The following is a 25,542-nucleotide window of genomic DNA, read 5'->3' on the forward strand; positions in this document are numbered from 1 at the left end:
TCACCATGTTCGTTCGAGTTCGAGTTGGTTCGTTTCCGCCAGGTGCGCGGCGAGGAAGAAGCTGCGCAGCCGGGTGTCGACGGTGTCGCCGCGGCTGGGCAGCGCTACCGGGACTCCGACGCCCAGGACCACACCCATTGCCGGGGTGTGCTGCCCGATCAGTGCCTTGGCCAAGAGATTTCCCGCATCCAGGTCGGGCGCGACCAGGATGTCGGCCTGTCCGGCGACCGCCCCCTCCAGCCCCTTCTCCGCCGCCGAGTGCGGAAACAGCGCAGCGTCGAGCGGCATCGGCCCGTCGATGAGAACGTCGTTGATCTGTCCGCGTTCCCACATCACGCGTAGCGCGGCGGCGTCGATGGTGCTGGCGAGCTTCGGGTTGACTTTCTCGACAGCACTGAGCAACGCCACGCGGGGTACCGCAACTCGCTGCTCGGTCCGCGCGAGCGACCGAAAAAGTGCCGCCGCGTTGTCGATGATGGCCACCTTGGTTTCGAGTGTGGGAGCAATGTTGACCCCCGCATCGGTCAAGATGACGGTGCGCTCGCCGAAGGCTTCGAGGTGCATCACGTACGCATGCGAGGCGCAAGAGCTGCGCCCTGGAAGCCGCTCTCTCAACAAACCGCCGAGCAGTTCGGCGGTCGACAGTGAGCCCTTGACCACGAACGCCGCGTCGCCCTCTCGCACGAGTCGAGCGGCGCGTTCGACGGCCGCAGCGGCGTCCGAGGCGGGGTGGATCCGCAGGAGATCCTGATCAACACTCATGTTCGACGCGAGACCGGAGACAAGTGTTACGTCCCCGACGACATCAACGTGCGCTCCGGTTGCCACGACCTGCGCTACCGCGGTCATCGCCGCATGCGTGTGAGGTGCGACCACGACGCAGCGTGGCAAGGCTCGCGCCGTCAGATCCGTCAACAGAGAGTCGAAGGCTGGGAGTCCCGGGTACATCAGGGTTTCCTTTGCACGAACGCCGACACACCGTCGTGGAAGGACTGCTGTGAGAAGACCAGCGCCCGCATCACGCTGCCCATCAGAAGTCCCTCGTCGTAGGTCGACTCCGCCGCGCTGCGCACCGTCGATTTTCCGAGGGTCAGCACATGTGCGGGTTGATTTCCGAGGGCGGTGACGAAGGTACGCGCACGTTCGTCGAACTCTTCGGCGTCGAAGATCTCCGTGACGAGTCCGAGTTCCCGGGCTCGTTCAGCCGTGACGGGCTGCCCGGTCACCGAGAGCGCGAGGGTGTTGCGGGCGCCGATGGCCCGCACCAAGGGTGGAACGATCACCATGGGGAAGGCACCGATTTTGATCTCGGGGCATCCGAACATCGCCGATCGGGATGCGAGCACCATGTCACACGCCGCCGCAAGGCCGAAGCCGCCTCCGAGTGCCTTGCCTTCGACGAGCGCGATCGTGATTCCGGACAGCGCTTCGAGCGCCTGAAACAGCGAACGGAACAGCTCGGTTGCTCGGAACTCGACCAGCGCGTCGGTGGTGAGATTGGCGTAGAACTGGTCGAGGTCTCCCCCGGCGCTGAAGAATCCGGATTCGCCGCGGATTGCGACTACAGGCGCGTTGCGGACCTCGGCCGAGTGCAATGCATCGACGAGTGCCTCGATCATCCGGTCACTGAGCGGATTGCGTCGGGCGCCGTCGCGGAGCAGAACTGTCGCGACCGCGTTGTCCACGTCGACGGTGACCAGGTCCTTACTCATCAGCGGTCACCGCATCGATCCGAATCCGGTCAGCCATGAGCTCACGGGGCACCAGGCTGGTCCATTCCCGCAGGACCTGACTGACGAACGAACCACCACGAAGGCCACCGACGAAGGGGTAGGAGTTGATCGCCAGCGGCGGGAGCAGCTTGATGAATGCTCGCGCAGCGGTCTCCGAGTCAGTGCGCACCGCGACTCGCATGACGACTTCGTTGACGTCGCGCTCGGCGGGAATGGTTGCCACGCCGCCCATCAGCGAGCTGACCCCGACGTACTCGACGTGGATGTCCGTCACGGGAAGCTGGTCGATCGCAATCTGCTTGCGCACGATGTCGGCCGCGCGCTGGGCCTTGTCGAGGGCGTACGGCGCGGCGAACGGCAGTGACACCGATGCAAGGTATCCATCAGGAATGCCGGCGATCAGCTTGAGGGTTTCCGGTGCGGCGGTGCCGGTCACTCCGGACACGCGGACTCGGTCGGGGCCGATGTCCGTCAGTTGCACACGGGAGAAGTCTGCGGTGACGTCGGGGGTCAGGTAAGAGGTGGGATCGTGAATCTCGTAGAAGAGCTGTTCCTTGAGTGTGTCGCGGCTGACACGACCGCCGGTCCCCGCTGGTTTCGTGATGACGAGGTCGTCCGCGGTGACCTCGGCCAGCGGATATCCGATGTCCTCGAGTCGCTCGACATTCCACCAGTCACCACTGAAATTGCCGCCGGAGGCCTGTCCTGCGCATTCGAGAAGGTGTCCGGCCAAGATTCCACGGGCGAGGTCCGCCGGGTCGTTGGGGTCGACCGCTCCGGTGGAGATCAGGGGCGCCAGGAACAGCGCGGTGTCGGTGACTCGGCCGGTGACGACGAAAGTCGGTTTGTGCGTGAGCGCTTCGACGATCGGTTCCGCGCCCAGGTACACGTGAGCGAACAGCGGCTTGGTCGGCATGTCGTCGAATGCCTGCCCGGTGTCCTTGTCGGTGAGATCGATGCCGTTGGCGTTCCACTCGCCGAGGCATTCGAGGACATCGTCGCCGCTGACAGCGACCACCGAGGCGTCCGAATGTCCCCGTTTGGCGCATTCGTTCGCGACGGCATGAGCGGCCGCACGGGGATTGAGACCGCCGGCGTTGGACAGCAGGGTCGCGCCGCGCCGCGCCGCGCCGGGGTACAGATCTGCGAACATGCCCGGCAAATCCTTGGCGTAGCCGAGCTCGGGGTTGCGTGAGCGATCTTTGGCGAGGATGGCAAGGGTCAATTCGGCCAGCGCATCGAAGGCCATGAAGTCGACGTCGGAGGTTTCCAGAGCGCGTCGCGACGGTCGCGGGCTGTCTCCGTAGAATCCTTGGCCGGCAGCGAGAATCGTCGGTGTGGTCATCGGCTCGAGTCCTTTGGTCCGTTGTAGGTGTGCGAAGCTTGCGCGATCTCGGCCGGCACTCCGGGCACCGTCATCTGAAGAAGGGCGGCGGCCATCGATTTGCCGAGGTTGTCGCCGCGCAAGCTGCTGGATCCGCCACCGCCGAGCGCGTCGTGCAGGACGAACTTGACTCCCCACACGGTTGGCAACACATATCGGTCGATTCGACCGGTTGCCAGTGGCGCCATGTGTTCGGCGACGCGTTCGCGAGTCAGAAGCGGTTCCACATGTTCGAACAGTTCGGCGGTTGCCAGGAAGACGGTGATGTCGGAGACATCGTTCTTGTCGCCGGAGCGGGCCTGGGCAATGCGATGCAGGGCAATTTCGTCGTCAACGACCTTGTTGATATCGGGCATACCACGACGATACGACGTTTTTCGGATTAGGTCAACAACCCTGTTGATGAGATTTCGAGCACCGGTCCCACGGGGGTGGAGACAGGCTCGAATGCGACACGATCACCGATTGCGATACCGCTTCTTGCTCGCATCGGAATTCGAACTCCGGGAGTCCGGTCGGGTTCGACGAGGGCAACTACATACGGCGGTTCCAGGCCATCCACACTGTCGATCGCGCGCATGACCTCCGTCCAGGTGTGAACCACACCTTCGGCGCCGATGTCGTGCCAGGTGAACTCCGATACCTGACAACTACGGCACGACGGTTGCGGATACCAGTTCCAAAGCCCGCACCTTTCACACCTCGGCACCCGCGGAATTCCGCGGATCAGCCCGTCAGTCCACGTCGACAGCAGTTCAGACATGTTCATTCTCCCGCGTGTTCGAGGATCAGCGCCGTGTACTGACGGCCCGGGCCGGCTCCGACGAAGGCCAGTTCCGCATCGCGAACTTGACGTTGCCCGGCCTCGTGCCGGAGTTGGGTGACAGCCTCGGCGAGGTGATTGGCTCCGAACAAGTATCCGTGCGACAGCAGTCCACCATGGGTGTTCGTCGGATGCTCTCCCCGTGTCTTTAGAGCGCCGGCGGCTGTGTATTCGGCGGCGGAGCCAGGTGCACAGAAACCGGCGCTCTCGAGCTGGAGCACGATCGCCGGCGAGAAGCAGTCGTATATCTCGGCGACGTCGATGTTCGCGGGAGCCACACCGGCCAGCCGGAACGCGTCCTCGCTGGCGCGCGCAGTCGCCGACAGCAGTGGCAGCGGACTCTGGCTGTAGAAGGAGGCGTCATCGAATCGGTCCTGTGCCCAGGACCAGCCGCGTATCGACACCGCGCGCCCTCGCGGCGAGACGGCTTGCGAGTTCGAGACAACAACCGCTACAGCACCGTCACTGAGGAGACAACAGTCCGCCTTTCGAACCGGGGATGCGATCATCGGACTTCTGTCGTAATCCTCGCGGGTGAGCGGCGAGTTGACCTGGGCGCCGGGGTGAAGCGTGGCGTTCGCGCGCGCAGCCATCGCAATCGATGCGAGAAGGTCTTCGGTGTCGTGGTCGGACAGTCCGTAGACATGACCGTAGCGGCGCATCGCCGCGGCGAAGTAGAGCGGCGGTCCGACGAAGCCGGCAGGTCTTTCGATCACGGACTTCGCGTCCATCGCGGCGTGATAATCGTTCGGCCCACTGGACCGGGTTCCCCAGTCGATCCCGAAGTACGAGACCACATGGTCGGCTGTTCCGGATTCGACGAGTGCAGCGGCGATACCGATCGCTTGGAGTATGCCGGCACCGGTGGGACTCGACATCGCGGTCACGCTGACCTGGTCGAGGCCCACCACCGGCGCCAGATCCCCGATCGGGGCCATCTTCGGCGTCAGGGACGCTTCCGTGACGACGCCCGCGACCTCCGCGGGTTCGATCCCGGCGTCGGCCAGCGCCAGCCGGGTGGCATCAGCAACCATGTCCAAGGTGGTACGACCAGAACGCCGAACCGGCGCGACCTCACCGAGTCCGGAAATAACAGCACGAGGCACGAATACCCGCCTTTCAGAGGATGGCGACCGGAGCGACCGGGCTGCCGACTCCGCCGACGATCGGCAATGGGGAGATAACGAGAAGGAATTCGTGTCGCGACGTGCGAGACAAGGCCTCGAGGTCGAGCAGTTCGAGGAAATGAACACCTCGGTTCCGCATCAATTCGATGTGAAGGGGAACCTGCTCGCCGTCCACACCCGACGGAAATGCCTCCACCGCGATGTTGTCGGCGCCGACGAGGCTGATTCCGCAGTCGTCGAGCCACCGCGCGCAGTCGATGCCGAGTCCGGGCCACGAGTCGACACCGGTCTCCCCTTTGCGCCAGCGATCGAGCCATCCGGTCCGTACCAGTAATGCGTCGCCGGGCAGCAATTGCACGCCGCAGTTCGAGATCGCAGATTTGAGATCTTCGACCCCGATGATCGGGTCGGGCGTGCCACCCATGTCGACGAAGACACCACGGGTGACGATCGGGCCGGTCTTCTCGATCCCGCAGCGCCGGGCGCCGCGACTGGTGACCTCGTTGGCGGAGTGGCCGTTCCACATTTGGCCGTCTTGCCACACATGGGACAGCGCATCGAGGTGGGTTGTGCCGTGACACGCCACCATGAGGTAGTCGTCGGCGAACCCGAAGCCTCCGGCCTCTCGGTGTCCTGCTGCGTAGTCACCGCCGTCGCGTGTCATGAAGTGCATTGGTGGAGTTCGCATCCCCGCAAAGGGAACCGACTTCTCGGAGATCGGGATAGCCAAGGAGAGGGGCTCGAACGCCGCGATCGCCGACACTCCTCGCCGGCGAGCGTCGTCGTCGATGCGATTGAGGGCACCTCGCTCGTCGTCCGCGCCCCATTGACCCCATGAGTTCATTGATGTCCTCCGGACACTCGAAGATTGAAGCCGGTGTGATCCCGGTCGTGATTTCACGGTAGCGACCCGTACCCCATCGGTCAACATACCTGTTGATGCTCAGAAGATGCGCTCAATCGCGTGTCGCCACTCGTCGGCGGTTCCGGTGCGTCGGGCCACACCCTTCTCCGTGACGATGGCGTCGACAATGCTTCCGTCGACCGAGACGGAAGGAAGCGTTTCCTCGAGGGTGCACCGACCGTTGGGGCTCACTGACGGGAGTGCGACGATGCACAGGCCCCCTGCACTACGGTGAGCGCCCGCGGCCAGATCGGGCGCTCCACCCAGACCGGACACCACCCGTTCACCGATTCGTTCGGAGTTGACGTTTCCGGCGAGGTCAACCGACAGTGCACCGAGTGCACAAATGAAGCGCGGATGGGCCGCCAACCAGGATGGATCGTGAATTCGAGTGGACGGGCGTAAACGTACCCTGCCTTCGTCCGCTGCCCACGATACGAGTTCGTTACTGCCCACCAGGGACATTCCCTCGACAGGAGCGCTGGGATTCAGCGCGCCGGCGGCGTCGAGGGCAACCGCGGCATCCGTGATTGCGCCACTGACGATGCGGAGGTCCGTCAACCGAGTGAGACGGTCGGTCAACGCGTCGAGGATCCGGCCGACACCGAGGGCGATTGTCGGCCGAGGGGGGATCAAATCCGCGATGCGTTCGGCAATCCGGGCGCTCGTTGCGTCCGGCACGCCCGACAGGGGCGTGAAGGCCTCCTCCACGGGAGCGGAAACGACCAGGCAATCGGCGTCGGCAGTGGCTGCCCCGGGCAGGTGCGGGACACCGTCGCGCTGTTCCGCCACGACGATGCGCGCGCGATCGATGGCCAGTTGCAGGTAGCCGTCGATCACTCCGAGACTGCGCTTCCCGTCGGAAAGAGGTTGCCCGGCGACCGCGACGACGGCGTCGAGCCGGAGTTCTCCGCGCAGGAGGGAGTCACAGACCTGGCTGTACGAATAGCGCCGGTAGTCGACGTGCTTGTCTCGCGGCAGCCCGCGGCCGGGAATGAATGCTGCCAGCTTTACGTGTGGCGCCTCGGTGACGCTCGCCGGCACCGGTGTCCGGCGCACGCCGAAAAGCAACTCGACGGGATCGTCCGCAGTGGCGGGGAACCGTTCGAGGTAGTGGGCGATACCGACGGTCGGTTCGTACAGGCCTTCGGCGCACAGGACAGTTCTCATGCCGACCGCTCCAGTCCGCCGAGGAGAGTGTCCGCGAAGCGGGCACCGATCTCCTCCGCGGGAACGCCACTGCCGGGCTGGTACCACCGGTGCGACCAACTGACCATGCCCACCACCCCCTGGGCGATCACCGCAACCGGCAGAACCGAAGCAAACACACCGGAGTCGATACCGGTTTGAATGACATCCCTGACCGCCTGGAAGTATCGCCGGCTCCACTCCTGCATTCGGTTGCTCCACGCCTCGTCCTTGCCGGTCAACCGGCCGGTGTCCTCCTGCAGGAAGACGAACAACTGCGGAAAATTCACATCGTAGGACCGCATGAGGGCGATCAGGATCTCCCGCAACTTCGCGCCCGGCTCCTCCGCACCGTCACGAATCTGCTCAGCCATCTGCACATTTTCGAGGACCGCCTGCTCGACCACCATCTCGAACAGTTCTTCCTTGCTGCCCACGTAGTAGTACAGCGAGGCTCGGTCACTGCCGAACTCGGCGGCGATCTCGGACACGCTCGTGGCGTGGAACCCTTTCGCCCGGAATACTTTCGCGGCAGCACGCAGCAACTGCTCGCGTCGCTCGTCGTACACCTCGGACGACTCCTCGCGCGCGGTTCGGCGTCGAACCCCGATACCGCTCGGTCCGCTTCTCATCGGAGACTGCCCGCCCGTGGACGCCGCGCCCACGCTTCCAGGTTTTCGTTGGCCGAAACGACTTCTTCCCATGCCACGTCATCAACCTCTCTGTTGATGATCGACGATAACCCTTCAACAGGGTTGTTGACGAGAGGGTGTGGTGTGCTTAACATCGGGATTGGAAATCGGAAAAGACGCCGTAATCGGCGCCGCCCGAGACGCATATTCTGAGTGGAAGGTCCCCACCGATGTGGCAAGACAATGCCGACGTCCGCAGCCAAGCCGTCGAAATCGCGCGTTTGGCGGCGACAACCCGCGCATACGCGGCCGAGTGGGGTCTCGATGCCGAGTCGATCACACCAGAGACCTGGGAAGCAGTGCCACTGCTGAGTAAAGAGCGACTGATCTCGGCGGCGACCGACGATCCTTTCGGTGGCCGGCTGACCGTCCAGCCTGCCGACCTGGCCTGGGTATTCGCGGCTCCCGGACCCATCTACATGCCCTACACCGCCGATGACATGCGCCGGGTCACCACCGCGTACGCGCGCGCCCTCGGCTCCTGTGGATTCGGCCCGGCGGACATCGTCGATCAGACGCTGCTCTACAACTGGGTCATCGCAGCGACGATGGTCGATCAGGCCCTCCGCACCCTCGGCTGTGCCATCGTGCCGGGTGGCCCCGGGGCCACCGACCAGCACGCCGAGGTCATCGCCCGAGTCGGTGTGACCGGCGTGGTCGCTATGCCCTCATTCCTCGAACACCTGCTGAAGACTCTCGGCGATCGCCCTCATTCCCTGAGAAAAGCGGTGATCATGGGAGAACTGAGCGACGCCGGTGCCAAACAACGCATCTCGGACACCTACGGAGTCACGGTCCGCGAGTTCTACGGAGTCGGCGACGTCGGCGCCGTCGCGTACGAATGCGAACGGGGCGAGGGGATGCACCTGCGCTCCGATCTCCTGATCGAGTTCGTCAACCCCGAGACCGGAGAGGCCTCCTCCCCGACCAAGGGATCACCGTGTGAGATCGTGGTAACCGACTTCGCAAGGCAGGCAATGCCCATCGTGCGACTACGCAGCGGAGACCTGGTCGACGAGATCATCTACGACGACTGTGGATGCGGCAACAGTGCACCCCGCATTTCCCGCATCGTCGGCCGCGCCAACGACATCACCAAAGTGCGCGGAATGTTCATCGTTCCCAGCCTGATCACGCGCACCCTGGGCACGATGGGTATCGATTCCGAACACTGCGTGGTGGTCGACCGCCAGCAAGGTCGGGATGAGATCGAGGTTTTGATCAGCGGTGCACCCACAGTCGACATCGAACTGGTTTCCACTGCTCTCGAGCGTGCAATGAGAATTCGCACCGCCGTGCGTTTCGTCGAATCCTTGCCGCCGGGCGAAGGCGTGTTGAGGGATCTGCGCCGTTTCGAACATCACTGACCACCGATATCGCTCCAGGGAGAACCATGCTCACCACCCATACAGTCGGCTCCGCGGGTCCGGCCGCAACACGGTTCAGCGTCGACGCCTCGATGGATTCAGCCACCATCCCCCAGTTCATCCGACGCAACGCCACGCACCTGGGAGACGCCACCGCATTCCGCACTCCCGAACTGGACGGGTGGCGTCCGTGGACCTGGAGCGAGGTCGAACGCGTCATGCTCGAGACCGCGGCCGGACTACTCGACCTCGGGCACACCGACCGCCTCCCCGCATTCGTCATCGGCCCCAACAGCCCCGAATACTTCATCTGCGAATACGCGATCCAGGCGCTCGGCGGCATCGCGTTCCCACTCTTCGAGACCATGACCGCGGGCGAGATGACGACGACGTTGACCGGATACGGCGCCAAGGTCGCCTTCAGCGGCTCGGCGGCCTTGACTCGCGAACTCCTCGACGCCGCAGAGGAACTCGGCATCGAGACGATCGTCCAATGGGGCTCACAGGCCGCGCCCGAAGACGACAAAGTACTGGCGTTCACCGAACTCCGCTCCCGCGGTCGCCAGTATCTATCTCATGCCTCCGCGGAACTCGAGCGGCGAATCGACGCGACCACTCTCGACGACGTTGCCTGCATCATCCTCACATCCGGTACCACCGGCACCCCCAAAGGGGTGATGGGGACACACCGATACATGCTCGACATCGCAGCACGCTATGCCCTGCTCTACGGTGCACAGCCGTGTGACAGCTACCTGAGCTCCTTGCCGGCAGCGTTCTCCGTAGAGCAGTACTGCGGCATGGCCCTCACCGCAGCACTACCGCTAAACGTTGCGTTCGCACGCTCGCCTGCATCGATCGACGAGGACTTCGTCTCGGCCGCCGCGCAATTCCGGTTCCTCGGGCCCCGCCAGTGGGAGGCCCTGCGGGCCAAAATCTCCACCGACCTGCTCGAACGGCCCGATGAACTCCAAGGCCGCAGCGACGAGATCCGACTCGAGCTCGGACTGCACAACGCCAAGTCGGGCATCAGCGCGGGAGGCTCACTCAGTTCGGAAGTCTTCGAGTTCTTCCGCCTGATCGGAGTCGGCATCCGTAGCGTCTACGGCTTCTCGGAAACCGGCATCATCACCGGAACCGAAGGTGGCGCCGACCTCGACAGCGTCGGCGCGCCGCTCCCGTCCCCGTACGGCGACGAACCGATCGAGGTTCGAGTCGACGACACGGGCGAGATCTTGATTCGCGGTGGTGTACGGTGCGCCGGATACTGGGGCACGACACACCAGCTCTCGCTCACGTCCGACGGATGGCTCCGCAGTGGGGATGCGGGTACCTGGGACGGCCGCGTTCTGAGGGTGGTCGACCGAGTCGGAAACATCAAATTCCTCCCCAACGGAACACTGTTCGCGCCACAGCCGCTGGAAATCAGTGCGTGCCGAAGCCCCTTCATCAGCAATGTCCTGCTCGTTCCGGGGCACGGCGACGACTCCCGGATCGGCGCGCTCGTCGAAATCAACGAACTCAGCGTCCGCGACCATCTCTTCGATGGCGAGAATGGCGGATTCGACTACGCCGAACTTGCCACCGACCCGCGTGTCATGGCCCTGGTGAGAAAGGAGCTTGCGGCAAGCAATTGCGATCAGCCGCTCGATATCAGCGTGTTCGCTGTTCTACCCAAGCATTTGAGCGCGGAGCATGGTGAACTCACCCGCAGCATGAAACTGCGCCGAACGACGGTGCTGGAAAGGTATCAATCGCTCATCGACGCCATGTACGACTCGCCGGACACGCTGGTGTCGTTCGATGTCTACGTCGGTCGTGACGGTGAAGGCACAGTGCAGACCCTTCGGAGCCGAGTAGCCGCAATTGATTGACGAGGGCGATACCAACTCAACCCTCACGACACCGCGGACGACCAGTACTCCGGCAGTCGCCCTTCTGGTTCTGGCATTGTCGACAACCATCGCGCAGGGACTGGCTCGTTTCTCCTTCGGGCCGCTGCTTCCGGCGATGCGCGAGGATATCGTCCGCTCCTACGGGGATGGAGGCCTGCTCGCCACCATCCACATGATCGGCTATCTGACCGGCGCTTTGGTCAGCATCGCCGCAAGCCGGCGACTTGCGGCCGACACGCTGGTCAAGTGCGGAATGCTGTGCACTGCAGGAGGATTAGCCTTTCTGACTTTCGGTCCCGTGATGGCGGTCGCTGCAGGCGGCCTGTTCCTGACCGGCGCAGGGGGGGCGTTGGTCTGGTTGTCGGCACCCGGCCTGGCCACGGCGATCTGGCCCCGCAATCCGGGCCGGGCCATCGGCATCGTTGCCAGCAGTATGGGTGTCGGCATCGCAGCGGGAAGTGGCGTCCCGGCGATCTTGAGCACGATGGGGGATTGGCGCATCGCGTGGGGTATCGAGACCGTGCTCGCGGTGATCATCCTGCTTGCCGGTCTCCGGTGGCTGCCGCGAGTGAGACGCTCCCGACCCGACGGTGCGAGAGACACCGTCCGGTGGCGGCCCGATACGCGTTGGGCCTGGACTGTCGTTGGCTACGCAACGTTCAGTCTCGGTGTGGTGACGTGTCTGACCTTCTTCGTCGCGGCGCTACGGGATGGCGGGCATTGGGACCCCGGGCACGCAAGCGCCTCATACGCCGCGATCGGAGTCGCAATGATCGCCGGCGGCATTGTGTCCGAACGACTCTCTCGGTCGCTCGGTCGGCTCCCCACATTGGCCGGCGAGTTCATGTTGTCGGGGCTGGCGATGCTTCTCGTCACGACAGCCGCCGAGCCATGGGTGACGATAGCGGCGATCATCGTCGGGATGTGCATGTCCGGTACCGCGGCAGTGATTTCCGCAGATCTGCACGACCGATTGTCACCGCCCGCAATGACGGCGGCCTTCGGCTTGATGTTCATACCCGTGGGGATCGGCCAGATCCTCGGACCCCACAGCGCAGGGTGGGTGGTGGACCGGACACACGATCCGTTCTCGGCCTTCATCATCGGCGGTGCGGTGATGATCATCGGGGCGATTCCACTGGCTGTGTACACGGTGACCCAGACCGTTCGTGATCGCAGAGTTGTGAGAGGTGGACCTGCTTAGATCAGGCATCTCAGCCTTGCACACCGCCGCGATGATCCGCCCCGCGTCCGTCGCGCCGCAGAATCCGGGGCCGGGGCTTTTCAGGCAGCTCGGGGTTCCCGACAGTGTCGAGGTCGTCGAATGCCTCCAATGCAGCTGGGAAGCTCGTCCACCTCCACGTGCTCACCCGCTTCAGGCAGCTACCGTGATGAGACGAGCACTCAATGGGTGGTCAACCCGTCGAGCAGCATGTCGGCGAAGCCGGCGCCGATCTGCTCGGCCGGAACACCCGTATCGGGTTGGTACCAGCGATGCGACCAACTCACCATACCCACTACACCCTGAGCGATCACCGCCACCGGCAACTGCGAAGCGAACACACCGGACTCCATCCCGGCCCCGATCACATCCCGCACCGCTCGGAAATACCGCCGACTCCACTCCTGCATGCGCTCGCGCCAGGCCTCGTCCTTGCCGGCCAGCCGATCCGTGTCCTCCTGCAAGAACACGAACAGCTGTGGATAGTTTGCGTCGTACGAGCGCATCAACCCGACCAGGATCTCCCGCAACTTCGCCGCGGGCTCGCCCGTACCGTCACGAACCTGCTCGGCCATCTGCACATTCTCGAGGACCGCCTGCTCGACCACCATCTCGAACAGTTCTTTCTTGCTGCCCACGTAGTAGTACAGAGACGCCCGGTCGCTGCCGAACTCGGCGGCGATATCGGACACACTCGTGGCGTGAAACCCTTTCGCCCGGAATACTTTCGCGGCAGCACGCAGCAACTGCTCGCGACGCTCGTCGTAGACCTCGGACGACTCCTCGCGGGCGTTGCGGCGCCGAACACCGATACCACTGGGCTGGTCAGCCATTGCGCACCCCTCCACCAACACCGTTACAACATCGAGAAACCACCTTACGACCTGCGCGGAACGCAGCGGCCGGGACTCCCCCTGTCTGAATGCCCCCTACCCGACACAAGTTCAGGGCTGCCCCTCTCGTAGCACCACGAAGAGCGCCTCGGCCTCGGCGAGGGTGTGGTCACCATCCGTGAGGCGGCCCGCAATCGTCAGCTTGCGCCCCTGCTGGTCCGATACCCAGGCCTCGACATCGAGGTTCCGATCGAGTGGGACAACCTTGCGGTATTCGACCTGCAATCTCGCGGTTCGAGCGCCTTCCCGACCATGATTGGCGAAGCGCCCCAAAATCTCGTCGAAAAGAAGCGACAACGCTCCCCCATGGACCGCGGCGCGGTCGCCCAGGTACGTACGTCCGAACCGAACTCGGGCCGACATCCGCTCCTCGGTCCATGAGGTCGGTACGTAGGGAACTACACCGGGATGACCGCGTCCGGGCAGATCAAGGCGTGTTCCCGCGATCTGGTGATCACCCGGCACGACATGGTCGCGGAGGTCGGCCGAAATTGCGTTCACGGCGGCCGTCGCCTGGACGAGCTCCGAGTGCGTCGCCTCGATTCCTGCGACGGTGTCGACCAGCTCACGGAGGCTTTCGACCAGCGCTCCGTATTGGCGCCCTCCCCGATCCGGTTGCATTCCGGAGTGCCACCAGGGATGAGGCGGAATGTTCACCTCAGGCATGTCGTGAAAGCCCCTCTCGGCAACGTTTCGTAGCACGATCGTGACCGCGCAGATGTGTTGTCAACATAATAGTTGACCCTAGCCGATTTCGCATCAACAAGGTTGTTGACATAGTGATTCGAGCCACATATGTTTTCGCATGGAAGCCCGAATCGCGATCGATCGGCCCGCGGCGTCCCCAAACCGGACGACGTCTCGCGGGACCGGATCTCACACTTCTCGAAAGGTGTCATTCATATGACCGCTACCGTCGAACACTCCGATCTCCTGTCGGCCGACCTCCTCATCGGAGGAAAATTCAGGCAGACATCGACCGGCGGCGCGTACGATCACATCAATCCATCGACGGGTCTCTCGCAGGCCTCCGTTCCGCTCGCGGGCACCGCCGAGGTCGACGAAGCAGTGACCGCCGCGCGCGAAGCCTTCCGCACATGGCGCAAATGGGATCCCGTCAAGCGTCGGCGAACCCTGACCAAGCTGGCAGACCTCATGCGGGCGCACGCTGACGAGCTGCACACCGTCCAGGCCCTCGAGAGTGGAATCCCGATCTCGATGGCGGGTGTTTTGGTCGAGAATTCACTGAACTGGACCGACTACGCGGCAAGCGCAGCCGACAAACTGTCCGGTGAGGTCGTCCCCAGCACTCCCGGCGAGATCTTCGACTACACACTCGTCGAACCGGTGGGCGTGGTCGGCGTCATCATTCCGTGGAACGGTCCGGTGGGTTCACTGGGCATGTGCGCGCTGCCCCCACTCGCCGCCGGCTGCTGCGTCATCATCAAGCCCTCGGAACTCGCGCCCTTCAGCGCCAGCCTGTTCGGCAAGCTCTGTCAGGAAGCAGGAATTCCGCCCGGCGTCGTGTCGGTCCTGCCTGGGGGCGCAGAGGCAGGACAAGCCCTCGTAGGACATCCCGGGGTGGACATGATCAGTTTCACCGGCGGCACAGCAACGTCCCGCGCCATCGCCACCAAATGCGCCGAAATGGGCAAACGTTGCGTCCTCGAGCTCGGCGGTAAGTCCGCCGACCTGGTGTTTTCCGACGCGGATGTCACCAAGGCAGCCCAGGAGGCGCTGGGATGGCTGCTGGTCACCAATGGACAGGCGTGCACCCTGGCGTCCCGGTTCATCGTGCACACCGACATCTACGACCAGTATGTGGAAACCCTGGCAGGTTTGATGCAGGGACTGAAGGTCGGCGACGCAATCGATCCGAATACCGGCATGGGCCCAGTCATCAACGCACGAGCTGTCGAGCGGATACTCGGCATGGTCGACCGCGCGCAGCAGCAGGGGGCGACGCTACTGACCGGCGGTACGCGCCTGGATCTTCCCGGTTACATGATCGCTCCCACATTGTTCGGCGATGTGGACAACTCCAGTGAGCTCGCTCAGGACGAGGTCTTCGGACCGGTCCTGTCCGCGCTTCGATTCGAGGACGAGGACCAGGCCGTCGAGATGGCGAACGCCTCGCAGTACGGCTTGGCCGGCTATATCCACACCAACGATCTCAGCAGAGCACTACGAGTCGCCGCCGCGCTCGAAACCGGCAACGTCGGGATCAATGGCGGCGTTGCACCTGCCGCCGCCAACGCACCATTCGGCGGTGTCAAGCAAAGCGGGCTCGGACGCCTCGGCGGCATCGGCGGCATCCTCGAGTACACCACCATCAAGAACGTCCAGATTCGGCTCTGATCCATCGTCTGCCCGCCCCGCGTACCACATCACGTTCGCGGGGCGGGGCGGTGCCAAAGCCAAAGCTTTCACTTCGCGAGGCCCCATGAACGAGAAGCTCGAGAGCCGAACGGCAGTCGGCGGCGTCCTGCTCGTCCAGTTCGGCGATCACATATATACGCCAACCAGACCTGTTGACATCGTGGAGCGTCTTTCCGCGAGAAACTCATCCCCAACCGATCCGAACGATGAAGTATCTCTGGAGTGTTCGGACGGAACCCGAGAACCCCTGCGGACTTGGCCCGGGGAATCGTTCTACACATTGCGATCGAGTGCTCAGTTCGAACCCGATGACTGCCGAGAGACGTTACGTGTATTCGCCGAATCGGAACAGCCGCAGGGTAGTCACTGGTCGTTGATCGCCCGGGGCGAACTTACCCACAGTCCGTGGGAGTTCTAGATCCAGCGCATCACGCCGGACGGTCGGTTTCGTTCATCAGTACCACGCAGAGCTCGGCATCTGAATGGCCGAATCCGCGTCCGGTCTCGGAACTATGGGATCATCCAATCGCCCCTCGCGTTCAAGTACCTGCCTGAACTGTTCGAGATGCTCACGCATCAAACGCTCGGCTTTGGTCGCATGGCCCGCACTGACCGCCTTTGCGATGGCCAGGTGGGCAGCCCCGGATTCTGCTTGATCGTAGTCGGAGAGTATCTGCGGTTTGGTCTGCCATTCAAGCACTGCATGCAGCGCGGTCAGGATGGTGCGCATGAAGCCGTTGTTGGTGGCAACACCGAGTTCACGATGAAACTGGAGGGAGTGCTGAACGGTGTCATTCGCCTCGGACTTCACCGTATCCAACAGCTTCTGGCGTTGCTCGAGTGTCGCATCGCGAGCGGCCATCGCAGCCGCACCCGGCTCGACCACCAGTCGGAAATCGACCAAATCCAACATGGGCGTTCGGTCGAACGCGAAGAGCACAGCAAGCGACCTGGTCACCCGCGACGCATCCGGGGATGCGACCTCGATCCCACCGTGAGGGCCACGGCGGACGCGCACGAGGCCGTCGCTTTCAAGCATGCGCAGCGCCTCACGCACGGTACCGCGACTGAACTGATACTCCTCGATCAGCTGAGCCTCCGAGGGGAGGCGTTCACCAGCCCGAAGTCCCTCGCTGAGAATTCGCACTTTCAACGTATTCGCGAGGACGTCGGAGGCCTTGGGTACCCGGGTACTGGGCCGAGCTTCGGGACCGTTCAATCTAGGTTTTCCGTTTCGTCTGGTGGCGGCTGTACCGGCGAGGGCAACCCTAAACGTTCTGCACCCTTCGGGTTGGATTGCACCTCCCTACGTTCAGCGCCCTACGCGTCCTCCTTGCGGAAGGCAATCCCCGAGCCGGTTCGGTTACAAGGAATATAATCTAAAGTATCTGTGTAGCCAAGGCACGTCTTGTTCGTGCGTGTCGATCAGGATCTCAAATGCACGCGACGAGTTGTGCGGCGCGCATTTCAGATATCGCGACCCGTGACAGACGCTCCAGCCGGCCTGGCCATCGGCGGAGCCGGATCCCCGTGCGGTGAAGCTGGACGGCAGGTGCTCACCTCGCGACCCGATACCGGCGGATACTAGTAGGACTGTGTTTGGTCCGCCACTTCTCGTCGAGAGGGCTCGAGATTCGGCGTGATTCTCGAGGCGATGACGAGGTGGACGCCGCGGCCCTGACCGACGCCGGAGAACGCCTCGATACGTTTGCCGACGAGATGTTCTCCTCAGTCACACGCAAGGACCAGCGTGCCACCGCGGGCATAGACGCGCGGGGTTGATGCCCGACGGGCGCCGCAAGTCGATGCAGCCGAAGGCCTGGGACGTGATTTCGGTCCGGAAAATACTGTCCCGCAATGTATGCGAACTGATCACACCCCACGCATCGGGGATCGACCACACCCGGATTCTCCAAGGACAGGGACGGACCGCCGTGCGTAGCCCGCCAATACTCGGGCACCCTCGGCAAGGCCGGGAACCGTCAGGTCGCCGTGAGTGTGCCCCGCACCAAGTCGGCGATGGCACTCGAGATGCTCGACGAGCCGACATCCTGGGGCCGGGTCCCGCCGGTGATCGCCGCCGACGCCGGCTACGGCGGCTCGGCCACCTGTCGCCGGGGACTGACCGACCGGCCCCCTGATCAACCTCGTCGCGGTCAGGGGCTCCCTCGCGCACCGCGCCGATGCGGTCTCGGCCGCGGGGGATGCGCCCGCGGTACGTGGCACTGCGGGTGGGCCCGGCCAACCGCACCATTCCCCCAGCCGACGAGGGAACCCTGGCACGCTTGACTGCGTGCCCGACCGAGGTCGATTCATCGCGCACTTCGTGCCTAATCCCGTCCGCGATGCCCCAGGTTATCCGAAAGCCGGTACAGCGACCTGGTCCAATCCGTAATGAATGGACGCCAATGCTCCCAGCCTGGTAGCGACAAATACTCCTTTGATTCGAAGACTGCTGGACCGTCGACCGCGTACATGGTGATGAAGTGACGGCCCGCTGACTCGTACCTGCTGGCCCAATGAAACCCGGGCAACGCCAATATACGCGGCAGGTGGTGTTCGTCATACCAGGTTCTGAAGTCGTCGACAGCGGCCGCCGGAAGCAACCTGATGCGGACGATGTACGTCCACTCGGGTGGTGCCTGCGAAAAACCCAGCGACAGACTTTGCCGCCGGCCGGCGCTCACGAACCTGCCGCCACGGTACGAGCGGCGCGGATGGCAAACGAACCGGCGGTACACAGTCCACCGGTGTAGTCCGGCCCCATGATGCCACCGACATCGGACCCGACTGCCAACAGGCCACCGATCGGTGCGCCTCTTGCGTCGAGCACACGGGAGTGCTCGTCGACACGCAGTCCACCGTATGGAAAGGTAATCGCGGGCGAAACCTCGATCACATAGTACGGCGGCTCAGCGAGCGGCGAGCGATGGTGTCTGCGTTCCGGGTCGGGGATTCCACCGGACTCCATGTCGGAGTTGAACTTCCTCACCGTTTCAGCTGCCCGCGAGCCGTCGAATCCCCACTCATCCAGTCCCGAGGCAAGATCATCCAAGTTGGCGGCCTTGACAGTTCGCGCGCCGGCTTCGCGAGCGATGGCAAAGCGATCCTCGCCAGGGCTTCCCTGGATCCAAGGCTTCGTGACAACGTCCCGGTTGATGCGCTCGTCCCACACCAGAGCCGCAGCCCCCTCCGTCACGAAGTAGTCACTTTGGACGCTCATGTGATCGCCGAGGCTCTCGTCGACAAATCGAAATCCATCCCGACCCAGCAACAGCGCATGATCCGAGTGGTAGAGCCCGTACGTTCGCATGGTTTCGAGGTCGTCAAGAGGAATCGACGTTCCCACCATATGTCCATAGAAGCCGGAGGAGGTGGCTGTCGTCGCACCGACCGAACGCGCCAGAACCAGCCCATCGCCTACGTTGTTCTTGCTTGCTCGAACTCGCATCGGTACGTCGCGGCGGCCGATGAACTCCTCAGTGAGTCCGGGGTCGGCAGTGAATCCGCCCGTCGCTAGAATGATCCACGACGCGCGAATTGCAACCTGTTCGTCCGCGTCGTCCACGACCACAGCACCGCACACAGCACCACCAGCGTTCGTCAGTAGCCCTTGAACCCTGCTGTTTCGCAGTATGTTTCCACCATTCGACACGATCGCACGATGACAGCGGTCGAGGTAACCGATGATGTCCACGTGATAGCCTCGACCGCTCATGACAGCATGCGGTCCCTCGACCTGCGTGCCCAACGCACGCATCCAATCGACGAGGGCTTCGAATTCCTCAAAGATTACGTGCTGCAGTTTCGGATCACCCGACGCCGCCTGGCGACTCATGATTTGCGCGTCCGGCAGCGTCCACACGTAGCCTCCCGAGCCACGTGCGGTTCCGCCGATTTCAGTGCTCTTCTCGAGCACCACGACCGAGGCTCCGCACTTCGCCAGACGGGATGCGACGGTCAAACCGGCCATTCCCGCGCCGATAACGACGACATCGCACTCGAATTCCATCGCATCAGTCATTGAAGCGCTCACCTGCTCCGCTGCTGTTCAACAAACTCGAACAGCCGAAAGTCTGCTCCCGGATCCTTGCGCGTGGACGACGTCGGTGTTCGGTTCGGCCCTTCGGCGTGGAGCCGAGCGACGATCGCGTGGAGGTCACCTTCCAGCGTGTACGCCGCTAGATACTTATACGTCGAATCGTGCTCGATCGAGCGATACCGTGTCGCGCTCTCGATCCCGTCCAGTGCGAGAACCTCTGGCAGATGGAGGGTGGAATACCACTCATTCATCTCGGTCTCGGTCTCTGGGCTGTGCGGGTGCGTGAATGCTAGATACAAACCCTTTGCCATACGATCCACAACCTTCCAATTTTCATAGCGCGACTACTGATTTCGAAGTCGGCACTGCCTCCCGTTCGATCTGCGCAGTCCCAGCCGCATGCCGGCGCAGACCGACGGGAAGGATTGCTCCCCGTCAGTTCCGTGACTGTCGAGATCCGTGACCGTTAGACACCCGGATTCGAACGCACTTCTGCAGGCATGGGTTAACGCCACCGACAGTAGGGCGCGCCGTGCTGTGCTGAGAGTCAGTCGTCCGCCACCTGCTCAACTCTGATCGCACCGGCCGGGCAGTTGTATGCGATCTCCCGCAACGCTGCCTCATCCATCGGATCGGCGCCGTCAACAATCTGCGCCTCGTCTGCGTTGTCGAACTCGAAGAATTCTGGCGCGGAGTACACACAGGCACCAGAACTCGCACAGGTGCCTTTGTCGACCAATACCTCGAGCTCTGTACCATTCGTTGTAGTGATCAGCATCAAAACGACCTTTCTCAGTACGCTGCCGTAAGCTCGATCAGACCACGAACCCAGTACGACGGGATCTGCTGCACCTGCTCGAGTGGCATTGCGGGCCGCAGGTTCGGCACCCGTTCGAAAAGCTGATTGAACACAGTCTTGGCCTCCAGCCGCGCCAGCCCGGATCCGAGGCAGAAATGCGGACCTTGGCCAAATGCCATATGGCCACGCGTGTCTCGGGTGATATCGAATTTCCCAGGATCGGGGAACTTCTCCGGATCATGGTTCGCCGCGCCCCAGACCGCCACCACAGCTGACTCGGCGGGAATGACCATGCCACCAATTTCAACGTCGATGTTGGTGGTCAAGAAACCGGTTTGTACAGGAGAATCAAAGCGCAGACTCTCTTCGATCATGTTCGGGATGAGGTCTGGGTTGCTCTTTGCCAATTCGTACTGTTCAGGGAACTTCCACAGTGCGAACATTGTGTTGCCGATCAGGTGTGCAGTCGACTCGACGCCTCCGATCAACAGAAGGATCGCCAGTCCCAAGATCTCTCGCTCGGTTAGAACATCGCCGTCTACCTCGGCATCCAGGAAGGCCGACAGAATGTCGTCGCCGCGAGCGTCACGCTTCTCTGCGATCAGTGCAGTGAAGTAGTCGCGCGCGCCGTCAACTGATTCCTGGATGCGAGCTAGCTGCTGAACGTTCATGGATGCCCGTTGGCCTGCAGACAGAATCTCGTTGGCCCAGCGCTTGAAATCTTCGTGTCTCGTCTTGTCGGCGCCGAGGAGTTTGCTGATCATGTCGATCGGGATTCGGTCGGCGAAGTCGCCTTGAAAATCGAACGGCTGGCCATTGGCAATACATCCGTCAAGATATGACTGCGACAACTCGGCAACAAAACCTTCAAGCTGCTTGAGCCGCGAGGGCTTGAACCCGGTCGCCGCAAGCTTACGCATATGCGTATGGCCGGGCGGGTCTGATGACAACAGGGAGCGGGCGTCGGGCACCGGGTTGAACTCTCCCTTCGAGAGCTCCTCAAAACGTCGGTGGGAGAAGATCTCCGGCTTTCTTACTATGTCGTAGATGTCGTCGTAGCGGCCGACGAAGTATGCGTTCAGAGGCTCGACCCAGACAACCGACTCTTCCCGGAGTTGCTCATAGAAGGGGAAGGGGTTGACCTGGTACTCGAGGTCGAGCGGATTGAATGTTGCTGTCTTCAGCTTCGAACTCAACCTTTTCTGTCTGTCAAGGACTTGCGCCTTGGTGCCTTTCCCTATCGTGTGACGACACGGCGAGGTAGGTCTTACCGATCAACGTTTAAAGTACGCCGGCACTGACTGCCTCGGATGTCGAGCATTCGCGTCGAATGATCGTCAATTGCCGGCATTTCGATTTCCTCAGATTGGATCGTTGCGACTCAGGTCATCCCTGAATGTTTCCCGGAGGAACGGTGCAATGAGTAGCGCTGGCAATACTGACAGCATCAGATAGAACGCCGGTGAGTAGAGACTGCCAGTCTGCTGAACAAGCCAGGTCGAGACATATGGCGCAGTGCCGCCGAGCGTTGCCACCGCAACACCGAGCACCAGGGCAAAGCCGGTAAATCTGACTTTGGTCGGAAAAATCTCCAGGGACGCCGCCAATTGATTCCCACTGGCCAATGCAAACGGGATCGCAAGCAGACACAAGGCCAGGATCGACAACGCCATCCCGCCTTGCAGAAGGAGCGCGAAGGTGGGGTAAGCCGCGATGATGATCCCGGCAGAACAGAAGAACAGCATCGGTCGGCGGCCGACCTTGTCAGCGAGAAGACCGCCGAGCGGCTGGCACACCAAGATAACCACGGTAGCAACCGAAATGGCCAGGAGCGCCTCCGTCGCACTCAGCCCGGAGTTCTTCTTGAGGAAACTGGGCATGTAAGTCAAGATCATGTACCCGGTGAGCTGAGTCGGCAGCGAAAACAGGAGGGCCCTTCCCATCAACTTCCAGCCTGTCACACTCGACACCAGCGACATGACCGGGCCTTGGCTCCGCGCGCCTGCCTCTTCGATTGCTCGGAAGACTGGCGTCTCCTCGAGCTTGGTTCGGATGTAGAGCCCAACGGCGCCGATCGGCAGGGCAAGGAGGAACGGGATGCGCCAGCCCCAACTGTAGAGGGCATCGTGCGAGAGTGTCGCCGTCAACGCCGCGCCGACGAGCAGACCGGCAAGCATTGCCGAACTTGCGCCCATCTGAAGAAAACTGGCCTGAAAAGCACGCCGGTGCTTCGGTGCGTACTCGACTATGTAGACGGCAGCCCCCGGCATCTCGCCCCCCGCCGAGATGCCTTGAATGAATCTGAGTATCACCAGCGCCAGAGGAGCCACAACGCCAACCGAGTCATAGCTGGGGATCAGCCCGACGAGTGCGGTCGACACCGACATCACGATGATGATTGTCGAAAGGACTCGCTTTCGGCCGATACGGTCGCCTAGTGGTCCCCAAAACAGCCCGCCCAGTGGCCGAGCGACGAAGGCGAGGGCGAAGACGGCAAAAGTGCTGAGCAACGCGCTCACGTCGTCTTCGCCGGCGAAGAAGACCGTCGCCATGATTGCGGCCAGAGCGCCGTAAAGGACCAGGTCGAAGTACTCGATGAACGTTCCGATGGATGCAGCAATAATGACCTTCCGATTCGGCGCAATCGGTTCGGTCTTCGAGCTCTGAGCAGTCAGGTCCCGCGGCGGAAGATTCCGCGTATACGACGAACCGGAGGAAGCTCTTCCTGCAATAGGGGGCGGCGCCACCAAAGGCCCATCTGCGGGGTGAGAGTCGGCCATGCAACTGTCTCCTTCACGGGAAGCTAACCTTGAGGGTAATTCTTGTAAGGAATATTACCTATGCACTGGATCACGTCAAGGCTTGCCTATGATTTGCGGCACAACCATGGGGTTCACACACCTCGCCCGAGGAGCGTCGTCGCAGGTCGCGAGGGCTACATGATCTATATCGGTACTTTGATTGTTATTCTTATAAGAATCACATAGCATGTGTCTCCAGTCACACAGTGTGCCTGCGGCGACACTACGCCCTCACCAACGATCGTTTCCAGCTGGGTGCAGAGAGAAAACGAGGAACGATGAGCACCAAACGAAGAGTTGCCCTTGTCACCGGCGCCGCTCAAGGTATCGGCCGCGCAGTTGCCAACCGCCTTGCCTCCGATGGCCTCGATGTCGCACTTGTCGATCGCGAACTCCACCTGCTCGAGGACGCCGCACGAGACGTCGAAGGATTCGGCCGGAGTGCGCTGCCATTAGCGTGCGACGTCACCGTCTCGGCCGAAGTCGAGTTTGCCGTCGACAGCTGCATCGGCACCCTCGGTTCGATCGACGTCCTTGTGTGCTGCGCCGGGGTCCTACGCGACGCGGCCATTCTGGACATCTCAGACGACGACTGGTCACTCGTCGTTGATGTGAACTTGACCGGTGCTTTCAACTGCGTCCGAGCGGTAGCCAAACACATGATCGGACAGCACTTCGGAAAGATTGTCCTAGTGAGCAGCACGTCTGCGCAAGGAAACATCGGGCAGGCGAACTACAGTGCGGCGAAGTCAGGCATCGAGGGGCTCACTCGGGCACTGTCGCTCGAACTCGGTCCGGACAACATCAACGTCAACGCTGTCGCTCCCGGCTTCACGATCACGGAGATGACGCGGGCCCTGGCGACGAAAAGAAACATGTCGTTCGACGAGCTGATCACGTCCGCAGCGGCTGACATACCCCTCCGACGGGTCGCCCAGCCATCCGATCTCGCCAATGTCATCGCATTCTTCACCAGCGAGGATTCGTCGTTCGTCTCCGGCCAGATCCTCTATGCAACGGGCGGAGCCCGCGGCAGCACCGCCCGTCGAAGCCAAACCGACTGAACTCCCATTCCGACAGCTCAGAAGGGCAGCCTGATGTCCACACTCGATACACTGAACCCAACACGCGTAGACCCATTGGTTCCCGCCGCAGTCTTTGCCCGGTTACGCGAGACCGAACCGGTAAGCAAGGTCCGCATGCCTGGCGGACAGGTGGCATGGCTGGTAACGCGCCACGACTTGATCCGTGAGGTCCTCGGGAATCCCGCGTTCAGCGCGGATTTCTTCCACTTCGCGCTGCTGACCCCGGATGCCGATACCGAGAACAAGATCCCCGGAATGTTCAACCGAATGGACGCGCCGGAGCACACCCGCTACCGAAAAGCGCTGCAACGGCCATTCACAGCCCCCGCCATCGCGCGACTGCGGCCTCAGATCGAACGCATCGTGGCCGTGACGCTCGATGAATGCTCGGTCAAAGGTCGGAATGTCGACTTCGTGGCCGACTTCGCCCTACCCATCCCATCACTCGTCATCTGTGAACTGCTCGGCGTTCCGTATGCCGACCGCGAGCAGTTTCACCGGTGGAGCCAGATCATCATGGACCTCGGGGCATCACCTGAGGACTCACACGAGGCGCGAACGGAGATGCCCGCTTACATAGCCGGCATCGCGCGGCAGTACCGAGTCCGCGAAGGTACCGGGTTGATCTCCGATCTTGTGCGCGACCACGGTGATGAATTCACTGATGAGGAGATCGGTGGCCTCGGTTTCGAACTGCTACTTGCGGGCCACGAAACGACGGCCAACATGATGTCATTGAGCGCGCTAGTTGCGATGACCAACCCGGAGGCACGGGACTTGTTCACGCGGGGCGCCACCGATGCCGAACTGGACGTCGCAATCCGTGAACTACTGCGCTACCTGTCAATCACACACATGAGTCCGCTACGCCGAACCACCCGATCCGGACTCGTGGTCGGTGGTATCGAGTTCGCCGAAGGCGACTACGTATGCTGCCATGTCCCGGCTGCCAACCGGGATCCGCAGGTATGGAGTGATGCCGATGAGCTGAAGCTCGACCGCAAGCCTGAGCCTCATCTAGCTTTCGGCTTCGGCGTTCACCTCTGCCTGGGACAGGCTCTGGCGCGGCTCGAGTTGCAGGTGGCACTGCCTGCGTTCTTCGGGCGTTTCCCCGAGGCCGCATTGGCCACCGACCTCGACGATCTGCGGTTCCGCACCGAAATGTTCGTCTACGGTCTGCACGCGCTGCCGACCACTCTCTATTGATG

At 62.5% G+C, this 25,542-nt stretch carries 24 protein-coding genes; 7 read left to right on the forward strand and 17 right to left on the reverse strand.

All coding sequences use genetic code 11. From position 1 onward, the window contains the following. The 9 genes from I1A62_RS22560 to I1A62_RS22600 all read right to left on the reverse strand — a co-directional run bounded on the left by I1A62_RS22560 (position 1) and on the right by I1A62_RS22600 (position 7,791). On the reverse strand, positions 1-762 hold the full coding sequence (locus I1A62_RS22560; RefSeq protein WP_225858299.1) for a phosphate acyltransferase: 762 nt from the start codon (positions 760-762) through the stop codon (positions 1-3). A 185-nt stretch (positions 763-947) separates the two neighbouring features. Beyond that, entirely contained in the window at positions 948-1,712 is a 765-nt protein-coding gene (locus tag I1A62_RS22565; protein WP_124394163.1) for an enoyl-CoA hydratase/isomerase family protein, read from the reverse strand. Further along, the gene (locus I1A62_RS22570; protein ID WP_124394162.1) at positions 1,705-3,078 is read right to left on the reverse strand and encodes an acyclic terpene utilization AtuA family protein; all 1,374 of its coding nucleotides are present in this window, start codon (positions 3,076-3,078) and stop codon (positions 1,705-1,707) included. The genes I1A62_RS22565 and I1A62_RS22570 overlap by 8 nt, the downstream gene beginning before the upstream one ends. Beyond that, positions 3,075-3,473 carry a hypothetical protein gene (locus I1A62_RS22575; protein WP_124394161.1) on the reverse strand — a complete coding sequence of 133 codons (399 nt, stop codon included), beginning with the start codon at positions 3,471-3,473 and terminating at the stop codon, positions 3,075-3,077. Before I1A62_RS22575 ends, I1A62_RS22570 begins: the two co-directional genes overlap by 4 nt. 26 nt (positions 3,474-3,499) lie before the next feature. Then, entirely contained in the window at positions 3,500-3,880 is a 381-nt protein-coding gene (locus I1A62_RS22580) for a Zn-ribbon domain-containing OB-fold protein (protein WP_219459929.1), read from the reverse strand. A 2-nt stretch (positions 3,881-3,882) separates the two neighbouring features. After that, on the reverse strand, positions 3,883-4,974 hold the full coding sequence (locus I1A62_RS22585) for a thiolase family protein (RefSeq protein ID WP_225858298.1): 1,092 nt from the start codon (positions 4,972-4,974) through the stop codon (positions 3,883-3,885). Between the two features lie 85 nt (positions 4,975-5,059). After that, positions 5,060-5,911, reverse strand: a complete 852-nt coding sequence (locus I1A62_RS22590; protein ID WP_219459931.1) for a cyclase family protein — start codon at positions 5,909-5,911, stop codon at positions 5,060-5,062. 99 nt (positions 5,912-6,010) lie between these two features. Then, entirely contained in the window at positions 6,011-7,141 is a 1,131-nt protein-coding gene (locus I1A62_RS22595; protein ID WP_124394158.1) for an acetyl-CoA hydrolase/transferase C-terminal domain-containing protein, read from the reverse strand. Further along, positions 7,138-7,791 (reverse strand): TetR/AcrR family transcriptional regulator, encoded by a 654-nt coding sequence (locus tag I1A62_RS22600; protein WP_124394157.1) that lies wholly within the window; start codon positions 7,789-7,791, stop codon positions 7,138-7,140. Before I1A62_RS22600 ends, I1A62_RS22595 begins: the two co-directional genes overlap by 4 nt. A 230-nt stretch (positions 7,792-8,021) precedes the next feature. On the opposite strand from I1A62_RS22600, the gene I1A62_RS22605 reads away from it, so the two are divergent. The 3 genes from I1A62_RS22605 to I1A62_RS22615 all read left to right on the forward strand — a co-directional run bounded on the left by I1A62_RS22605 (position 8,022) and on the right by I1A62_RS22615 (position 12,317). After that, a complete protein-coding gene (locus I1A62_RS22605; protein WP_124394156.1) occupies positions 8,022-9,218 on the forward strand; it encodes a phenylacetate--CoA ligase family protein in 1,197 nt (398 codons plus the stop codon). A gap of 26 nt (positions 9,219-9,244) precedes the next feature. After that, positions 9,245-11,092 (forward strand): long-chain fatty acid--CoA ligase, encoded by a 1,848-nt coding sequence (locus tag I1A62_RS22610; protein WP_124394155.1) that lies wholly within the window; start codon positions 9,245-9,247, stop codon positions 11,090-11,092. Between the two features lie 76 nt (positions 11,093-11,168). Further along, positions 11,169-12,317: a YbfB/YjiJ family MFS transporter gene (locus I1A62_RS22615; RefSeq protein ID WP_219459935.1), complete on the forward strand. Its 1,149-nt coding sequence runs from the start codon at positions 11,169-11,171 to the stop codon at positions 12,315-12,317. 200 nt (positions 12,318-12,517) lie between these two features. Here I1A62_RS22615 and I1A62_RS22620 read toward each other — a convergent pair whose 3' ends face one another. After that, positions 12,518-13,168 carry a TetR/AcrR family transcriptional regulator gene (locus I1A62_RS22620; protein WP_192581995.1) on the reverse strand — a complete coding sequence of 217 codons (651 nt, stop codon included), beginning with the start codon at positions 13,166-13,168 and terminating at the stop codon, positions 12,518-12,520. A gap of 111 nt (positions 13,169-13,279) precedes the next feature. Then, positions 13,280-13,894, reverse strand: a complete 615-nt coding sequence (locus I1A62_RS22625) for a PaaI family thioesterase (RefSeq protein WP_192581994.1) — start codon at positions 13,892-13,894, stop codon at positions 13,280-13,282. A gap of 237 nt (positions 13,895-14,131) precedes the next feature. On the opposite strand from I1A62_RS22625, the gene I1A62_RS22630 reads away from it, so the two are divergent. Beyond that, on the forward strand, positions 14,132-15,586 hold the full coding sequence (locus I1A62_RS22630; protein ID WP_124394153.1) for an aldehyde dehydrogenase: 1,455 nt from the start codon (positions 14,132-14,134) through the stop codon (positions 15,584-15,586). A gap of 475 nt (positions 15,587-16,061) precedes the next feature. Here the strand turns inward: I1A62_RS22630 and I1A62_RS22635 are convergent, their stop codons facing one another. Then, a complete protein-coding gene (locus I1A62_RS22635) occupies positions 16,062-16,826 on the reverse strand; it encodes an FCD domain-containing protein (RefSeq protein ID WP_308340773.1) in 765 nt (254 codons plus the stop codon). A gap of 812 nt (positions 16,827-17,638) precedes the next feature. Between I1A62_RS22635 and I1A62_RS47255 the strand changes: the two genes are divergently transcribed. Next, the gene (locus I1A62_RS47255) at positions 17,639-17,896 is read left to right on the forward strand and encodes a hypothetical protein (RefSeq protein ID WP_374710841.1); all 258 of its coding nucleotides are present in this window, start codon (positions 17,639-17,641) and stop codon (positions 17,894-17,896) included. Between the two features lie 394 nt (positions 17,897-18,290). Here the strand turns inward: I1A62_RS47255 and I1A62_RS22640 are convergent, their stop codons facing one another. From I1A62_RS22640 to I1A62_RS22660, 5 genes are all read right to left on the reverse strand, one after another. Next, positions 18,291-19,631, reverse strand: coding sequence for an FAD-dependent oxidoreductase (locus I1A62_RS22640; protein WP_219459938.1), 1,341 nt, complete (start codon positions 19,629-19,631; stop codon positions 18,291-18,293). Positions 19,632-19,639: 8 nt separating this feature from the next. Further along, entirely contained in the window at positions 19,640-19,960 is a 321-nt protein-coding gene (locus I1A62_RS22645) for a DUF4286 family protein (RefSeq protein WP_124394150.1), read from the reverse strand. A 236-nt stretch (positions 19,961-20,196) separates the two neighbouring features. Then, complete coding sequence (locus I1A62_RS22650) at positions 20,197-20,427, reverse strand: ferredoxin (protein ID WP_124394149.1); 231 nt, start codon at positions 20,425-20,427, stop codon at positions 20,197-20,199. A gap of 14 nt (positions 20,428-20,441) precedes the next feature. Then, a complete protein-coding gene (locus tag I1A62_RS22655) occupies positions 20,442-21,644 on the reverse strand; it encodes a cytochrome P450 (protein WP_219459939.1) in 1,203 nt (400 codons plus the stop codon). Positions 21,645-21,809: 165 nt separating this feature from the next. Then, positions 21,810-23,228 carry an MFS transporter gene (locus I1A62_RS22660; RefSeq protein WP_124394147.1) on the reverse strand — a complete coding sequence of 473 codons (1,419 nt, stop codon included), beginning with the start codon at positions 23,226-23,228 and terminating at the stop codon, positions 21,810-21,812. Between the two features lie 299 nt (positions 23,229-23,527). On the opposite strand from I1A62_RS22660, the gene I1A62_RS22665 reads away from it, so the two are divergent. Next, complete coding sequence (locus tag I1A62_RS22665; RefSeq protein ID WP_124394146.1) at positions 23,528-24,313, forward strand: SDR family NAD(P)-dependent oxidoreductase; 786 nt, start codon at positions 23,528-23,530, stop codon at positions 24,311-24,313. Positions 24,314-24,346: 33 nt separating this feature from the next. Further along, positions 24,347-25,540, forward strand: coding sequence for a cytochrome P450 (locus I1A62_RS22670; protein ID WP_219459942.1), 1,194 nt, complete (start codon positions 24,347-24,349; stop codon positions 25,538-25,540). Positions 25,541-25,542 lie beyond the last annotated feature (2 nt).

This window comes from Rhodococcus sp. USK10 (genome assembly GCF_019378875.1).
GTDB lineage: Bacteria > Actinomycetota > Actinomycetes > Mycobacteriales > Mycobacteriaceae > Rhodococcus_F > Rhodococcus_F pseudokoreensis.

Bases quoted from the DNA above. Each gene is read 5' to 3' on its own strand.
- I1A62_RS22565 (WP_124394163.1), bottom strand. From the start codon at position 1,712: ATGAGTAAGGACCTGGTCACCGTCGACGTGGACAACGCGGTCGCGACA.
- I1A62_RS22605 (WP_124394156.1), top strand. From the start codon at position 8,022: ATGTGGCAAGACAATGCCGACGTCCGCAGCCAAGCCGTCGAAATCGCG.
- I1A62_RS22595 (WP_124394158.1), bottom strand. From the start codon at position 7,141: ATGAGAACTGTCCTGTGCGCCGAAGGCCTGTACGAACCGACCGTCGGT.
- I1A62_RS22670 (WP_219459942.1), top strand. From the start codon at position 24,347: ATGTCCACACTCGATACACTGAACCCAACACGCGTAGACCCATTGGTT.
- I1A62_RS22630 (WP_124394153.1), top strand. From the start codon at position 14,132: ATGACCGCTACCGTCGAACACTCCGATCTCCTGTCGGCCGACCTCCTC.
- I1A62_RS22645 (WP_124394150.1), bottom strand. From the start codon at position 19,960: ATGGCAAAGGGTTTGTATCTAGCATTCACGCACCCGCACAGCCCAGAG.
- I1A62_RS22575 (WP_124394161.1), bottom strand. From the start codon at position 3,473: ATGCCCGATATCAACAAGGTCGTTGACGACGAAATTGCCCTGCATCGC.
- I1A62_RS22580 (WP_219459929.1), bottom strand. From the start codon at position 3,880: ATGTCTGAACTGCTGTCGACGTGGACTGACGGGCTGATCCGCGGAATT.
- I1A62_RS22570 (WP_124394162.1), bottom strand. From the start codon at position 3,078: ATGACCACACCGACGATTCTCGCTGCCGGCCAAGGATTCTACGGAGAC.
- I1A62_RS22585 (WP_225858298.1), bottom strand. From the start codon at position 4,974: ATGGTTGCTGATGCCACCCGGCTGGCGCTGGCCGACGCCGGGATCGAA.
- I1A62_RS22560 (WP_225858299.1), bottom strand. From the start codon at position 762: ATGAGTGTTGATCAGGATCTCCTGCGGATCCACCCCGCCTCGGACGCC.
- I1A62_RS22600 (WP_124394157.1), bottom strand. From the start codon at position 7,791: ATGAGAAGCGGACCGAGCGGTATCGGGGTTCGACGCCGAACCGCGCGC.
- I1A62_RS22620 (WP_192581995.1), bottom strand. From the start codon at position 13,168: ATGGCTGACCAGCCCAGTGGTATCGGTGTTCGGCGCCGCAACGCCCGC.
- I1A62_RS22665 (WP_124394146.1), top strand. From the start codon at position 23,528: ATGAGCACCAAACGAAGAGTTGCCCTTGTCACCGGCGCCGCTCAAGGT.
- I1A62_RS22610 (WP_124394155.1), top strand. From the start codon at position 9,245: ATGCTCACCACCCATACAGTCGGCTCCGCGGGTCCGGCCGCAACACGG.
- I1A62_RS22625 (WP_192581994.1), bottom strand. From the start codon at position 13,894: ATGCCTGAGGTGAACATTCCGCCTCATCCCTGGTGGCACTCCGGAATG.
- I1A62_RS22590 (WP_219459931.1), bottom strand. From the start codon at position 5,911: ATGAACTCATGGGGTCAATGGGGCGCGGACGACGAGCGAGGTGCCCTC.
- I1A62_RS22650 (WP_124394149.1), bottom strand. From the start codon at position 20,427: ATGCTGATCACTACAACGAATGGTACAGAGCTCGAGGTATTGGTCGAC.
- I1A62_RS22640 (WP_219459938.1), bottom strand. From the start codon at position 19,631: ATGACTGATGCGATGGAATTCGAGTGCGATGTCGTCGTTATCGGCGCG.
- I1A62_RS47255 (WP_374710841.1), top strand. From the start codon at position 17,639: ATGCTCGACGAGCCGACATCCTGGGGCCGGGTCCCGCCGGTGATCGCC.
- I1A62_RS22660 (WP_124394147.1), bottom strand. From the start codon at position 23,228: ATGGCCGACTCTCACCCCGCAGATGGGCCTTTGGTGGCGCCGCCCCCT.